At 55.0% G+C, this 13573-nt stretch carries 12 protein-coding genes; 6 read left to right on the top strand and 6 right to left on the bottom strand.

Annotation, left to right across the window (positions count from 1 at the left end):
• Positions 1 to 130: 130 nt before the first annotated feature.
• The 3 genes from malE (at position 131) to malG (ending at position 3896) form a co-directional block, all read left to right on the top strand.
• On the top strand, positions 131 to 1321 hold the full coding sequence (gene malE / locus EKN38_RS20040; protein ID WP_014830274.1) for a maltose/maltodextrin ABC transporter substrate-binding protein MalE: 1191 nt from the start codon (positions 131 to 133) through the stop codon (positions 1319 to 1321).
• Between the two features lie 125 nt (positions 1322 to 1446).
• Positions 1447 to 2991, top strand: a complete 1545-nt coding sequence (gene malF / locus EKN38_RS20035; RefSeq protein ID WP_046887572.1) for a maltose ABC transporter permease MalF — start codon at positions 1447 to 1449, stop codon at positions 2989 to 2991.
• Positions 2992 to 3005: 14 nt separating this feature from the next.
• Positions 3006 to 3896, top strand: a complete 891-nt coding sequence (malG, locus tag EKN38_RS20030; protein WP_014830272.1) for a maltose ABC transporter permease MalG — start codon at positions 3006 to 3008, stop codon at positions 3894 to 3896.
• A 96-nt stretch (positions 3897 to 3992) separates the two neighbouring features.
• Here the strand turns inward: malG and psiE are convergent, their stop codons facing one another.
• Positions 3993 to 4403: a phosphate-starvation-inducible protein PsiE gene (gene psiE / locus EKN38_RS20025; protein WP_000202963.1), complete on the bottom strand. Its 411-nt coding sequence runs from the start codon at positions 4401 to 4403 to the stop codon at positions 3993 to 3995.
• Between the two features lie 96 nt (positions 4404 to 4499).
• Here psiE and EKN38_RS20020 point away from each other — a divergent pair, with 96 nt between their 5' ends.
• A complete protein-coding gene (locus EKN38_RS20020) occupies positions 4500 to 4952 on the top strand; it encodes an acyltransferase (protein ID WP_014830271.1) in 453 nt (150 codons plus the stop codon).
• 55 nt (positions 4953 to 5007) lie between these two features.
• On the opposite strand, the gene EKN38_RS20015 is transcribed toward EKN38_RS20020, so the two are convergent.
• The 5 genes from EKN38_RS20015 to pgi all read right to left on the bottom strand — a co-directional run bounded on the left by EKN38_RS20015 (position 5008) and on the right by pgi (position 10799).
• A complete protein-coding gene (locus EKN38_RS20015; RefSeq protein WP_126522571.1) occupies positions 5008 to 7104 on the bottom strand; it encodes a YjbH domain-containing protein in 2097 nt (698 codons plus the stop codon).
• On the bottom strand, positions 7104 to 7841 hold the full coding sequence (locus tag EKN38_RS20010) for a capsule biosynthesis GfcC D2 domain-containing protein (RefSeq protein WP_014830269.1): 738 nt from the start codon (positions 7839 to 7841) through the stop codon (positions 7104 to 7106). Before EKN38_RS20010 ends, EKN38_RS20015 begins: the two co-directional genes overlap by 1 nt.
• Positions 7838 to 8476 (bottom strand): YjbF family lipoprotein, encoded by a 639-nt coding sequence (locus EKN38_RS20005; RefSeq protein ID WP_014830268.1) that lies wholly within the window; start codon positions 8474 to 8476, stop codon positions 7838 to 7840. The genes EKN38_RS20010 and EKN38_RS20005 overlap by 4 nt, the downstream gene beginning before the upstream one ends.
• A 63-nt stretch (positions 8477 to 8539) precedes the next feature.
• A complete protein-coding gene (gene yjbE, locus EKN38_RS20000; RefSeq protein ID WP_126522567.1) occupies positions 8540 to 8782 on the bottom strand; it encodes an exopolysaccharide production protein YjbE in 243 nt (80 codons plus the stop codon).
• 367 nt (positions 8783 to 9149) lie between these two features.
• Positions 9150 to 10799 (bottom strand): glucose-6-phosphate isomerase, encoded by a 1650-nt coding sequence (gene pgi / locus EKN38_RS19995; RefSeq protein WP_014830266.1) that lies wholly within the window; start codon positions 10797 to 10799, stop codon positions 9150 to 9152.
• Positions 10800 to 11174: 375 nt separating this feature from the next.
• Between pgi and lysC the strand changes: the two genes are divergently transcribed.
• Positions 11175 to 12524, top strand: a complete 1350-nt coding sequence (gene lysC / locus EKN38_RS19990) for a lysine-sensitive aspartokinase 3 (protein ID WP_014830265.1) — start codon at positions 11175 to 11177, stop codon at positions 12522 to 12524.
• 92 nt (positions 12525 to 12616) lie between these two features.
• Positions 12617 to 13561, top strand: a complete 945-nt coding sequence (panS, locus tag EKN38_RS19985) for a ketopantoate/pantoate/pantothenate transporter PanS (protein WP_014830264.1) — start codon at positions 12617 to 12619, stop codon at positions 13559 to 13561.
• Positions 13562 to 13573 lie beyond the last annotated feature (12 nt).

Below are 13573 nucleotides of genomic sequence, written 5' to 3'. Positions count from 1 at the left end.
CAGATCACACAAACCGGGGGTGGGGCGTAGGGGTTGGGAGGATGGAAAGAGGATGTCAAATAAGGAGACTGAGACACGTTGAACCACCTCAGTGTATCCACGAGCACATCACCAAAAAAGGATGGCAGATATGAAGATCAAGACTGGCGCACGCGTTTTCGCATTGTCCGCCCTGGCAGCAATGATGATTTCCGCACCGGCTCTCGCCAAAATTGAAGAAGGTAAGCTGGTTATCTGGATTAACGGCGACAAAGGCTATAACGGCCTGGCCGAAGTGGGTAAAAAATTCGAGAAAGACACCGGTATCAAAGTCACCGTAGAACACCCGGACAAGCTGGAAGAGAAATTCCCGCAGGTTGCGGCAACCGGTGACGGCCCGGACATCATCTTCTGGGCGCATGACCGTTTCGGGGGTTATGCACAATCCGGCCTGCTGGCGGAAGTCACGCCTGATAAAGCCTTCCAGGACAAACTGTTCCCGTTCACCTGGGACGCCGTTCGCTATAACGGCAAGCTGATCGCTTACCCAATCGCGGTGGAAGCCCTGTCTCTGATTTATAACAAAGACCTGGTGCCTAACCCGCCGAAAACCTGGGAAGAGATCCCGAAACTGGATAAAGAGCTGAAAGCGAAAGGTAAGAGCGCGCTGATGTTCAACCTGCAGGAGCCGTACTTCACCTGGCCGCTGATTGCTGCCGATGGCGGTTACGCGTTCAAGTTTGAAAACGGCAAATATGATGTGAAAGACGTGGGCGTGGACAATGCGGGTGCGAAAGCGGGTCTGACCTTCCTGGTCGATCTGATCAAGAACAAACACATGAACGCGGATACCGATTACTCCATCGCGGAAGCGGCGTTCAACAAAGGCGAAACCGCGATGACCATCAACGGTCCGTGGGCCTGGACCAACATCGACAAGAGCAAAATCAACTACGGCGTGACGCTGCTGCCAACCTTCAACGGCAAACCGTCTAAACCGTTCGTTGGCGTGCTGAGCGCAGGTATCAACGCCGCCAGCCCGAACAAAGAGCTGGCGAAAGAGTTCCTCGAAAACTACCTGCTGACCGATCAGGGTCTGGATGAAGTAAACAAGGACAAACCGCTGGGTGCCGTCGCGCTGAAATCCTTCCAGGATCAGCTGGCGAAAGACCCACGTATCGCGGCAACCATGGATAACGCCCAGAAAGGCGAAATCATGCCGAACATCCCACAGATGGCCGCGTTCTGGTATGCCACCCGTACTGCGGTGATTAACGCCGCAAGTGGTCGTCAGACTGTCGATGCCGCGCTGAAAGATGCACAGGGTCGTATTACTAAGTAATGCCGTAGTCCCCTCTCCCAAAGGGAGAGGGTTAGGGTGAGGGTTGTCGCTATCTGCACGCCCTCACCCCGGCCCTCTCCCCCAGGAGAGGGAGAAAAGATCAAACGTTGTAGAGGAAGAACCCCATGGATGTCATTAAAAAGAAACATTGGTGGCAAAGCGACGTGCTGAAGTGGTCAGCGATCGGTCTGCTCTGTCTGCTGGTGGGTTACCTTGTTGTTTTAATGTACGTACAAGGGGAATATCTTTTTGCCATCATGACGCTGATTTTAAGCTCTGCTGGCCTGTATATTTTCGCCAACCGTAAGGCGTATGCCTGGCGTTATGTCTATCCGGGCGTGGCCGGGATGGGGCTGTTTGTCCTGTTCCCGCTGATCTGTACTATCGCTATCGCATTCACTAACTACAGCAGCACCAACCAGCTCGCGCAAGAGCGCGCCACTCAGGTGCTTCTGGACCGTTCTTATCAGGCAGGCAAGACCTTCAACTTTGGTTTGTATCCTGCGGGTGACGAATGGAAATTAGCACTGACTGACGGCGAGAGCGGCAAAACCTTTATTTCCGACGCTTTCAAATTTGGCGGCGAGCAGAAGCTGGCCTTAAAAGAGGCCCCTGCCCTGCCGGAAGGCGAACGCGCTAACCTGCGTATCATTACCCAGAACCGTCAGGCGCTGACTCAGCTCACCGCCGTGCTGCCGGACGAAAGCAAAGTGACCATGAGCTCGCTGCGCCAGTTCTCCGGCACTCAGCCACTCTATACCCTGGCGAATGACGGCACGCTGACGAATAACCAGAGCGGCGTGAAGTACCGTCCGAACAACGATATTGGTTTCTATCAGTCTGTAAACGCCGACGGCAGCTGGGGTGATGACAAACTCAGCCCGGGTTATACCGTGACCATCGGCTGGGACAACTTTACCCGCGTGTTTACCGACGAAGGGATCCAGAAGCCGTTCTTTGCTATCTTCGTCTGGACGGTGGTCTTCTCCGTACTGACGGTACTCCTGACCGTTGCTGTGGGCATGGTGCTGGCCTGCCTCGTGCAGTGGGAAGCCCTGAAAGGCAAAGCGATCTACCGCGTGCTGCTGATCCTGCCGTATGCCGTTCCGTCGTTTATCTCAATTCTGATTTTCAAAGGGCTGTTTAACCAGAGCTTCGGTGAAATCAACATGATGCTGAGCGCGCTGTTCGGCATCAAACCGGCCTGGTTCAGCGACCCGACTACCGCCCGTTCGATGATTATCATCGTCAACACCTGGCTGGGTTATCCGTACATGATGATCCTGTGCATGGGCCTGCTGAAGGCCATCCCGGACGACCTGTACGAAGCCTCGGCAATGGATGGCGCGGGTCCGTTCCAGAACTTCTTTAAGATTACGCTGCCGCTGCTCATCAAGCCGCTGACCCCGCTGATGATTGCCAGCTTTGCCTTCAACTTTAACAACTTCGTGCTGATTCAGCTGTTGACCAACGGTGGCCCGGATCGTCTCGGTACCACCACGCCGGCCGGCTATACCGACCTGCTCGTGAGCTACACCTATCGCATCGCCTTTGAAGGCGGCGGCGGTCAGGACTTTGGTCTGGCGGCAGCGATTGCCACCCTGATCTTCCTGCTGGTGGGCGCACTGGCGATAGTGAACCTGAAAGCCACACGTATGAAATTTGACTAAGGAGGGCATCGATCATGGCTATGGTACAACCCAAATCTCAGAAACTGCGCCTCCTGGCGACGCACTTAGGGCTGCTGATTTTTATTGCGGCAATCATGTTCCCGCTGCTGATGGTCATCGCCATCTCCCTGCGTTCAGGTAACTTCGCTACCGGGAGCTTGATCCCGGACGAAATCTCCTGGGAGCACTGGAAGCTCGCGCTGGGCTTCAGCGTGGAGCATGCCGATGGCCGCGTCACCCCGCCGCCGTTCCCGGTGCTGTTATGGCTATGGAACTCGGTGAAAATCGCCGGGATCACTGCGATAGGTATTGTGACGCTCTCCACGACCTGTGCATACGCTTTCGCCCGTATGAAGTTCCCGGGCAAGGCCTCACTGCTGAAAGGGATGCTGATTTTCCAGATGTTCCCGGCGGTACTGTCTCTGGTCGCGTTGTATGCCTTGTTTGACCGCCTGGGCCAGTATGTGCCGTTTATCGGCCTGAACACCCACGGCGGCGTGATCTTCGCCTATCTTGGCGGTATCGCTCTGCATGTGTGGACCATCAAAGGCTATTTCGAAACCATCGACGGCTCGCTGGAAGAAGCAGCGGCGCTGGATGGCGCGACGCCATGGCAGGCGTTCCGTCTGGTTCTGCTGCCGCTGTCGGTGCCTATCCTGGCGGTGGTGTTTATCCTGTCGTTTATCGCCGCCATCACCGAAGTGCCGGTCGCCTCTCTGCTACTGCGTGATGTGAATAGCTACACCCTGGCCGTAGGTATGCAGCAATACCTCAACCCGCAAAACTACCTGTGGGGCGACTTTGCCGCGGCGGCCGTACTCTCTGCCATCCCGATTACCGTGGTGTTCCTGCTGGCCCAGCGCTGGCTGGTCAACGGCCTGACGGCGGGCGGTGTGAAAGGTTAAGTTTCATCTGTTATGCCACTGCAACCCTCAACTTTAGACGTATTGTATTAACCCAACTTGTGACTGTTGTTAGGCGCTCTTCGGAGCGCCATTTTTTTATTCGCGCTTCAGCCGCTTCGAATTACACAACCAGAGGGTGATCACCAGCAGCAGGATCGCCGCCGAGTAGATCAGCACATCAAGGGGAGATTTATGATCGACGATGATCAGCCGCACTATCGCGGTGATCCCAATGTAGACAAAATAGCGCAGCGGGAAGTGAAAGCCTGACTGGAAATACTTCACAATCAGGGCGATAAATTCAAAGTAGAGAAAGTAGACCACCAGGCCTTCCACCAGCGCATATTTGCTGGTTTGCTCGGGGGCGAACAGCACATCTGCCAGATGCACCGTCTCTTTACCCAAAAAGACGACCAGGATCAGGCCAAGGCTCAGCAGACCGAGGTTCAGCACGGTCTGGAGGATAGTTGAGATGAACTCAACGCGCGGGCGAGTCAGGGATGTCATACAGCACCTCATTCTCCAGGGCGAGGTTCCTGTATAACGCAAAAATGTGACGTGGATCTATATTTTTTAATTATGTTTTATGTATGGAGGTAACGGATGGAGCGCAGACCTACCGGGGTTCGCAACGTAACCTGTGGCGAAAATGTCACTCTTTATGAGCCCTGCAATCTTTATGACTGCGTGCTTGGCAACGGTGTGTTTGTCGGCCCGTTTGTTGAAATCCAGGGCCATACGCGCATTGGCGATGAGAGCAAAATTCAGTCGCACACCTTCATTTGCGAGTATGTCAGCATAGGCGAACGCTGTTTTATTGGTCATGGGGTGATGTTTGCCAACGATATGTTTCGCGACGGCAAACCCAATGCTGACCGGAACAGCTGGGGACGCATTACCGTGGGAAATGATGTGTCGATTGGCAGTGGCGCCACCATTCTGGCGGTCTCCATCTGTGACGGGGTGGTGATTGGTGCGGGGAGCGTGGTGACCAAATCCATCACCGAGAAAGGCGTTTATGCGGGAAACCCGGCGAGGCTGCTGCGCCGCTTGTGAGTTGCCCGGTGGCGCTGGCGCTTACCGGGCCTACAACAGAAAAGGATAAGGGCTATCAGCGGAAGTTAATGTTCTTATCGCTGGTCATGTCATACAGCTGGAACTTACGACCCAACTGCTGGCCCACGTCGCGCGTCAGCGGCGTCCAGCCAATGGCCGCACGGCTGCGGGTTGGGCCGGATGAGAACAGATCCAGTGGAATCGACACATACACCCCTTTGGTGAAGTCCCCTTCCCCGTATTCGTCCGGCGAAACGTTGGTGATGGTGGCGTAACCGCCTACCACCACTCCGCTGTCGAAGTGTTTGGAGATATCCAGCGTGCCGCCCTTATCGCCCGCCAGGTACTGACCCACGCTGGCTTTCACCAGCACGTCCTGGGCGAACGACGGCGTCCAGTAGGCCGTCAGGTGACCGGTTTTCACGCTATAGTCGGTGAACTTCATCATGTCCTGCGCGCTACGCCAGTCACGCTGTTTAACGTAGTTGGCATCAATACCAAACGCCCAGTTGCTGTCCACCGGACGATAAAGCACTTCCGCACCCGCACCGCCGTACATGGTTTCCAGATAACCGCCGTAGACCTGACCGTAGAAGCCATTACCGAAGTACTGAAAGTAGTTGGCCTGCAGGTTGTTTACGTAGGCATCGTTCTGCACATACTCACGGACGCGGGTACGCACGCGGGGCAGCTTCGAGTCGTTCGGCGGATTGGTGTAGTTGAACTTGTCGTAGTTGTTGGCAAGGTTGCCAAACAGGCTGCCGGTGGTCAGCAGGTGGTCGGTCACCCACAGATCCGCCGTCGCCATCACGCCCAACTGGTACATGTAGAAGTTTTCCGGCCCACCGACAGACTGGTTTAGCACCGGGTCGATGTGGAAATCGAAGCGCGATTTATCGATATACCAGCCCTGCTCGGTCGTTTCCGGCACGATCGGCTCAACGCGTTTTTGTACCAGCTCGGTTTCATGCCCCAGCGGCTCGCCCTCCAGATGGCGCTTAAGGCTGGCCACGTCCGTTTCCGTCGTCACCTGCGGCAGGTTCAGGCGGTTCTCCGTCACGCGGATCGTGCGGATCCCCTCCGGCAGATCGTTCATGATGATCCGGTTGGCACGTTCGATCCCTTCCCGCGAGTCGCGATATTTCACCTGCTCGCCGGTCACGTACAGCGTATCGCCTTTCACCTGAATCTTCGGATCGGCCAGACCAGCGTTATATTTCAGCAGTGTCAGCTGGTTGGCCACCACGGAGTGCTGCAGAATGGCATCCTGAGGCTCTGGCTGATATGCAGGCCGCGCGTTGTCGTTATAGTGCGGTCGCATATCGTTAAAGTTCGTGCGCAGCGTAAAGCCGAACATGACGGTATTGCCGCGCTCGTAGCTGAGGTTAACGTCGGCCCAATCGGTGACACGGTAAATGGCGCCGACGTTAAACTTGCTCTTCTGCTCAATTTTCCCGGCGAAGTCCTGCGAGTAGTCGTTTCCTTCGTACTCCAGCTTCAGGCGCAGCGGCTGCCACGGCGTCTGATACTCCACGCCGCCAAACAGGGACGCCGGGCCATGGAACATCTGGTCACCGTTAATGGAACCCGCTTTCTGATAGCTGTTATCGCGATAGCAGAATTTGTCGCTGTAAGTGCAGAACGGGTTTTTCACGTTGCCGCTGGTACCGAGATAGCCCCAGCCAAGCCCCAGTGAGAAGTCAAACGGCCCCCAGGCCTTACTGGCGACAATGTACTCCGCGTCGAACAGGCCGGTACCGCCGATATCTTTCGCCCCCACGGAAACCTGCGGCATCCAGTAGCTCTCTTCCCACAGACGCAGTTTTACGTCGAAGGCTTTATCTTTGTAGGTCTGATCGCCGGAGAACGCGTCCACGCTGCTGTACTGTTTCGTCCGTACGTCGGTGTAGCGCAGCGTGGTTTCGAGCCATGGGAACAGCTGTACGGATGCAGAATAGTAGCGGTACTGGTCGTTATCACGATAGTTAAGGCTAATTTCCCCTTCTCGCGCCATACGCGCGGTAGGGGTTTGCAGTAAACCGACGCCACCGAAGTCTGACTGAGACGGGCCAATGGGTGCCGGATACGTTTCTGCATGACAGGCGGCACTCACACACAGTGCCAGCATGCTATAGAGATAGGTTTTTTTCATTATTCCGGTATCCGCTGTATCAGGGAATGAAGGATATCGGCATTCAGCCCGTCATACGCCTTCGTCCAGAAGTGGTCGGCAAAACCGACAAAAATTATGCTGCCTGGCATAGGTTCGATATGCCGCTTGTTCCAGTAGGCGACCGGTGCTTTTTGCGTGTTCCCGTCAGGGTAAATCACCCAGGCGTAGCTGTTATCCGCACCACTCAACAGGCTCTGCTCGTCGAGATAGCTCGCCACGTCGCGGCCGGGGGTAAAAGGCTTTTTCCCCGGACTGCTGATAAGCCCCATCACGGTGATGGTGGTAGGCTGCGCGGGGAGCCAGAGCGTGTAGTCGCCCTCGAGTGCCGGATTGCCTTTTTCCGTCACGCGGACTTCATCCGGATCGAGATTGACCTTTTGTCTTCCGGTGACCTTCAGCGCCAGAAGCTGCTGGCGAAGGCTGTTAATGGCTGCCGCATCGTCACCGTCTTCCTGCTCTGCTAACCCGGTTAACCTGGCGAGCAGCGCCTTATGTTTTTGTTCCGCCTCAACCGTTGCCTGCCGCTCACCGATCACCGCCCCTGGCCACCAGCTGTTTGCCAGTCTTGGCTGGCCGACGAGATCAATCAGATGCCCGGCGTTCGTCAACGTTTTGGGCTGCGCGTTGTTCGGTGTGTAGACCTTCACCGTCCCGGCAGACCAGGCGAGCGGTGTGGCAAAGCTTGCGATCAGCGCAACGCGAATAAGTGTTTTCATGATTTCGCGGCCTTGATCAGCGTGGTTTTGACCGGGAAGAATCCGGCACCCAGATACTGCAATGACTGGCGGATCTGCCCGTCCTCATCCACCCAGAAACGGTTATGCCAGGTCGCCCGATCGGTCGTGACCTCTTCATCCAGTACGCGAACCTGAGTTTCGTCGCTGCCTACCCTGACGCTGTCCATACCATCCCAGCGGAAGGTAGAGCGGGCGGTGGCGTAACGAACCTGCTTGTGTTCCGTCCACCCCATTGTCCGCGTCCAGCTTGCACCGTCGGTGATCTGGTTCGGTTTGATGAGCGGATCGGCCGCGAGGTTGTTGACCTCGAGGAGGTTGTCGCCACCGAGCAGGGTTTTCACAATACGGCTATGTTGCGTCACGATGGTGGCCTGATCCTGCGTCACCCATTTCTGCTGCCCGTTTTCATCGAAAGCGAGCACCACAAACAGTTGCGGCCCATCGTTGAGCTGCATGTACTGACTGGCATACGGCATGTTCTGAAGTTCATCATCGGTCAAATGCACGCCCGGTGTACCGAACATGCTTTCCCACAGTGAATTACCCAGCCCTTTGGTGGTGGCCGAGCACGCCTGCAACAGCAGGCAAATCAGGATGATTGCAGGTCGCTTCACGACTCTTCTCCGAAGGGGCGAAATAACCACACCGAAGTGTGGTTATGATTAAAACACCCGCTATTACTGGGTGCTGGTCGTTGTGGTGGTCGTGGTTCCGGTATTGGAGCCATCACCGCCACCGGTTGCCGCCAGCGCGACACCCACGGCTGAACTTACGGTGCTGGCGCTGGCTGCGGTAGAAATCCCCGCAGACGCAGACGTCGCAGCCGACACTGCTGCTTCCCCGACCTGAACCGGAGCTGCATAAACAGATGTCGCCGCAAGCGCAGATATGGCAAAAATGCCATACAGTACTTTCTTCATATCAATTTCCCTTCAATGAATGAATGGAGATTTGCCCGAAAAGAATTCCAGGCGGATTCGAGTATACACAACTAAAGCAGAGGGATTGCCGTACGGATAAATAGAGGAAGGGTTTTCGGACTATTGGATAAAATTGAAATATAAGAACAATTTAGAAATTAAAGAATCAATAAAAATCTAATAGATATAATTACACCCAGTAAAATCACTACTCCGTATAATCCTAAAATAAACCGTACTCATTAACCGGTTAAAGGGTATTTTCAGATAAAACTCAGAACGGGAATTTGAGCTAAATAACAGACATCAGGAATTATCCGATAAAAAAATGCCGGCATATCGCCGGCACGTTTTTATGAAGATTTAATTACGCGCGCCATGCTTTATAGCGATTAATCAAACCATTTGTCGAGCTGTCGTGGCTGCTAATCGCCTTATCATCACCCAGTTCAGGCAGAATGCGGTTCGCCAGCTGTTTGCCCAGCTCAACGCCCCACTGGTCAAAGGTGAAGATGTTCAGGATAGCGCCCTGCGTGAAGATCTTATGCTCATAAAGGGCAATCAGCGCGCCCAGGCTGAACGGCGTGATTTCACGCAACAGGATGGAGTTGGTTGGACGGTTGCCTTCGAACACTTTGAACGGCACAACATGTTCCAGGGTGGCAGGATCTTTACCCTGGTCACGGTATTCCTGCTCTACTACCTCGCGGGATTTACCAAACGCCAGCGCTTCAGTCTGAGCGAAGAAGTTAGACAGCAGTTTCGGATGGTGATCAGACAGCGGGTTATGGGTGATAGCCGGGGCGATGAAATCGCACGGTACCATTTTGGTTCCCTGGTGAATCAGCTGATAGAACGCGTGCTGACCGTTGGTGCCTGGCTCACCCCAGATGATTGGGCCAGTCTGGTAATCCACCGCGTTGCCGTTACGGTCAACGTATTTACCGTTGGATTCCATATTGCCCTGCTGGAAATAGGCCGCGAAGCGGTGCATGTACTGGTCGTACGGCAGGATCGCTTCGGTCTCTGCGCCGAAGAAGTTGTTGTACCAGATGCCGATCAGTGCCAGCAGCACTGGCAGGTTTTTCTCAGGTGCGGTGGTGGAGAAGTGTTTGTCCATCGCGTGCGCGCCGGAGAGCAGCTCAACAAAGTTGTCGAAGCCCACGGAGAGGATGATGGACAGACCGATTGCGGACCACAGAGAGTAACGGCCACCCACCCAGTCCCAGAACTCGAACATGTTTGCAGTATCAATACCGAACTCACCGACCGCTTTACCGTTGGTGGACAGAGCCGCGAAGTGCTTCGCCACGTGCTTGTTGTCGCCCGCGGTTTTCAGGAACCAGTCGCGCGCGCTGTGGGCGTTGGTCATGGTTTCCTGGGTGGTGAAGGTTTTAGACGCCACCAGGAACAGGGTGGTTTCCGGGTTCACGTTCTTCAGCACTTCGGCGATGTGGGTACCATCGACGTTAGAGACAAAGTGCATATTGAGGTGGTTTTTGTATGGACGCAGCGCTTCGGTCACCATGAACGGGCCGAGATCAGAGCCGCCGATACCGATGTTAACCACGTCGGTGATCGCTTTGCCGGTGTAGCCTTTCCAGCTTCCGGAGATGATCGCTTCAGAGAAGGCTTTCATCTTTTCCAGCACCGCGTTCACTTCCGGCATCACATCTTTGCCATCAACGATGATTGGCGTATTGCTACGGTTACGCAGTGCCACGTGCAGCACGGCACGGTCTTCGGTGCGGTTGATCTTCTCACCGGAGAACATGGATTTGATGGCGTCGGCAAGCTGAGTCTCTTTTGCCAGATCCTGCAGTTTCGCCAGCGTCTCTTCGGTAATGCGGTTTTTGGAGAAATCCACCAGCATCAGGTCATCGAAGGTCGCGGAGAATTTGTTGAAACGATCGGCATCGTTCGCGAACAGCTCCGCGATAGTGACGTCTTTCATTTCATCAAAATGTTTTTGTAGTGCCTGCCAGGCAGCGGTCTGCGTTGGGTTGATGTTTTTCATTAGCAATACTCTTCTGATTTGAGAATTGTGACTGCGGTCGATTGTAGCGCCTGCAAATAAAAATTGTGATGGTTTTTATGCCATTGCCCTGGCCTGCATCAAACGCAGGTGAAAAGACCCGAAAAGTATAGCTGCTGACGCGCCCACCCGTGGCGGCGAAATGTCGGTCAAAACCGGGTAAAATGAAGCATAAAATATGGCCCTGTTATAAGTCCTGTTTCTCAGGGGTACCCCCCCATGAAAAATCCGCATAATCCCGGCATTGACAGGACCTCCCCCGCATTTTATTTATAGGGCCGTATTTTGCGCCTGCACCTGTTTTCGTTTCATTCTTGTGCCATGGTCGCTTTATTCATTCCCTGACACGAGGTTGTTATGACGAGTTTTGTGGTCGCCAAGTTTGGCGGCACCAGTGTGGCAGATTACGATGCCATGAACCGCAGCGCCGATGTGGTGCTGGCCGATCCGAATACCCGCCTGGTAGTGCTTTCTGCCTCTGCTGGCGTGACGAACCTGCTGGTTTCTCTGTCTGAAGGACTGGAGGCCACCGAGCGCTTCGTTAAGCTGGACGCACTGCGCAAAATTCAGTTCGACATCCTTGAACGTCTGCAGAATCCAAACGTGATCCGCGAGGAAGTAGAGCGCCTGCTGGAAAATATCACCACGCTGGCAGAAGCCGCTTCTCTGGCCACCTCCACCGCCCTGACCGATGAACTGGTCAGCCACGGTGAGCTCATGTCCACCCTGCTGTTTGTTGAAATCATGCGTGAACGTCATGTTCAGGCACAGTGGTTCGACGTGCGTAAAATCATGCGCACCAGCGATCGCTTTGGCCGCGCCGAGCCGGACGTGGAAGCGCTGGCCGAGCTGACCAATCAGCAGCTGGCCCCGCGCCTGGATGAGGGTATCGTGATCACCCAGGGCTTTATCGGCAGCGAAGCCAAAGGCCGCACCACCACGCTTGGCCGTGGCGGCAGTGACTACACCGCGGCGCTGCTGGGCGAAGCGCTGCACGCGACCCGCGTCGATATCTGGACTGACGTCCCGGGGATCTACACCACCGATCCACGCGTCGTCTCTGCGGCAAAACGTATTGATGTGATTGCGTTTGAAGAAGCAGCGGAAATGGCGACCTTCGGTGCGAAAGTGCTGCACCCGGCAACGCTGCTGCCTGCCGTGCGTAGTGATATCCCGGTCTTTGTCGGTTCAAGTAAAGATCCGAAAGCGGGCGGTACGCTGGTATGCAAGAAAACCGAAAACCCACCGCTGTTCCGCGCGCTGGCCCTGCGCCGTAAGCAAACGCTGGTCACGCTGCACAGCCATAATATGCTGCACTCGCGCGGCTTCCTGGCGGAAGTGTTTGGCATCCTGGCGCGTCATAATATCTCCGTGGATCTGATCACCACCTCCGAAGTGAGCATCGCGCTGACGCTGGACACCACCGGTTCAACCTCAACGGGTGACACCCTGCTGACGCAGTCGTTGCTGATTGAGTTGTCTGAACTGTGCCGCGTGGAAGTAGAAGAAAACCTGGCGCTGGTGGCGATCATCGGTAATAAGCTGTCGCGCGCCTGTGGCGTGGGCAAAGAGGTCTTCGGGGTACTCGATCCGTTCAATATCCGTATGATTTGCTACGGTGCCTCCAGCTACAACCTCTGCTTCCTGGTGCCAGCTGAGCAGGCGGAGCAGGTTGTGCAAAAACTTCATCAGAATTTGTTTGAATAAAATTCGTTAGCACGATAAACAATACCTATAAGCCGGGCACAGACCCGGCTTTTTTATAACTAAACAACACGACAATACTGCAAGGAATACCTATGTTATCCGCCATCACCCGGCTGTTCCCGTTATGGGCGCTGCTGCTCTCCATACTCGCGTATTACACTCCCGCTACGTTCACGGGCATTGGTCCGTGGGTGACTACGTTGCTGATGCTGATCATGTTCGGCATGGGTGTACACCTAAAAATCGACGACTTTAAACGCGTGCTGTCACGCCCGGCTCCGGTGGCCGCAGGGATTTTCCTGCACTACCTGGTGATGCCTCTTGCGGCCTGGCTGCTGGCAATGGCCTTTAAGATGCCACCCGACCTCTCCGCCGGGATGGTACTGGTGGGCAGCGTGGCCAGCGGAACCGCGTCGAATGTCATGATCTATCTGGCAAAAGGCGATGTGGCGCTCTCCGTGACCATCTCTTCGGTATCCACGCTGGTTGGCGTCATTGCCACACCATTGTTAACCCGCTTGTATGTGGATGCGCATATCCAGGTGGACGTGATGGGAATGCTGCTGAGCATTTTGCAAATCGTGGTGATCCCGATCGCATTGGGTCTGGTCATTCACCACCTGTTCCCGCGCGTGGTGAAAGCCGTTGAACCGTATCTGCCTGCGTTTTCGATGGTCTGTATTCTGGCCATCATCAGCGCCGTGGTGGCAGGTTCCGCGTCGCACATTGCATCTGTGGGCTTTGTCGTGATTATCGCGATCGTGCTGCATAACACCATTGGTCTGCTGGGCGGCTACTGGGGCGGGAAACTGTTTGGTTTCGATGAATCCACCTGCCGGACACTGGCCATTGAGGTAGGAATGCAGAACTCCGGCCTGGCGGCGGCGCTCGGGAAAATCTACTTCTCGCCGCTGGCGGCTCTGCCTGGTGCGCTCTTCTCGGTCTGGCATAACCTGTCCGGTTCACTACTGGCGGGATACTGGTCCGGTAAACCGATTGATGAACAAACGAAAAAAGATGCGGTGAAACAGGGTTAATTTACGGTACTT

Origin of the sequence: Enterobacter sp. WCHEn045836, from assembly GCF_003965585.1 — a bacterium.
GTDB classification, from domain to species: domain Bacteria; phylum Pseudomonadota; class Gammaproteobacteria; order Enterobacterales; family Enterobacteriaceae; genus Enterobacter; species Enterobacter dissolvens.
The sequence above is the reverse complement of the archived record's forward strand: the minus strand, read 5'-3'. Positions and strand labels throughout refer to the sequence as shown.

Bases quoted from the DNA above. Each gene is read 5' to 3' on its own strand.
- malE (WP_014830274.1), top strand. From the start codon at position 131: ATGAAGATCAAGACTGGCGCACGCGTTTTCGCATTGTCCGCCCTGGCA.
- malF (WP_046887572.1), top strand. From the start codon at position 1,447: ATGGATGTCATTAAAAAGAAACATTGGTGGCAAAGCGACGTGCTGAAG.
- malG (WP_014830272.1), top strand. From the start codon at position 3,006: ATGGCTATGGTACAACCCAAATCTCAGAAACTGCGCCTCCTGGCGACG.
- psiE (WP_000202963.1), bottom strand. From the start codon at position 4,403: ATGACATCCCTGACTCGCCCGCGCGTTGAGTTCATCTCAACTATCCTC.
- EKN38_RS20020 (WP_014830271.1), top strand. From the start codon at position 4,500: ATGGAGCGCAGACCTACCGGGGTTCGCAACGTAACCTGTGGCGAAAAT.
- EKN38_RS20015 (WP_126522571.1), bottom strand. From the start codon at position 7,104: ATGAAAAAAACCTATCTCTATAGCATGCTGGCACTGTGTGTGAGTGCC.
- EKN38_RS20010 (WP_014830269.1), bottom strand. From the start codon at position 7,841: ATGAAAACACTTATTCGCGTTGCGCTGATCGCAAGCTTTGCCACACCG.
- yjbE (WP_126522567.1), bottom strand. From the start codon at position 8,782: ATGAAGAAAGTACTGTATGGCATTTTTGCCATATCTGCGCTTGCGGCG.
- pgi (WP_014830266.1), bottom strand. From the start codon at position 10,799: ATGAAAAACATCAACCCAACGCAGACCGCTGCCTGGCAGGCACTACAA.
- lysC (WP_014830265.1), top strand. From the start codon at position 11,175: ATGACGAGTTTTGTGGTCGCCAAGTTTGGCGGCACCAGTGTGGCAGAT.
- panS (WP_014830264.1), top strand. From the start codon at position 12,617: ATGTTATCCGCCATCACCCGGCTGTTCCCGTTATGGGCGCTGCTGCTC.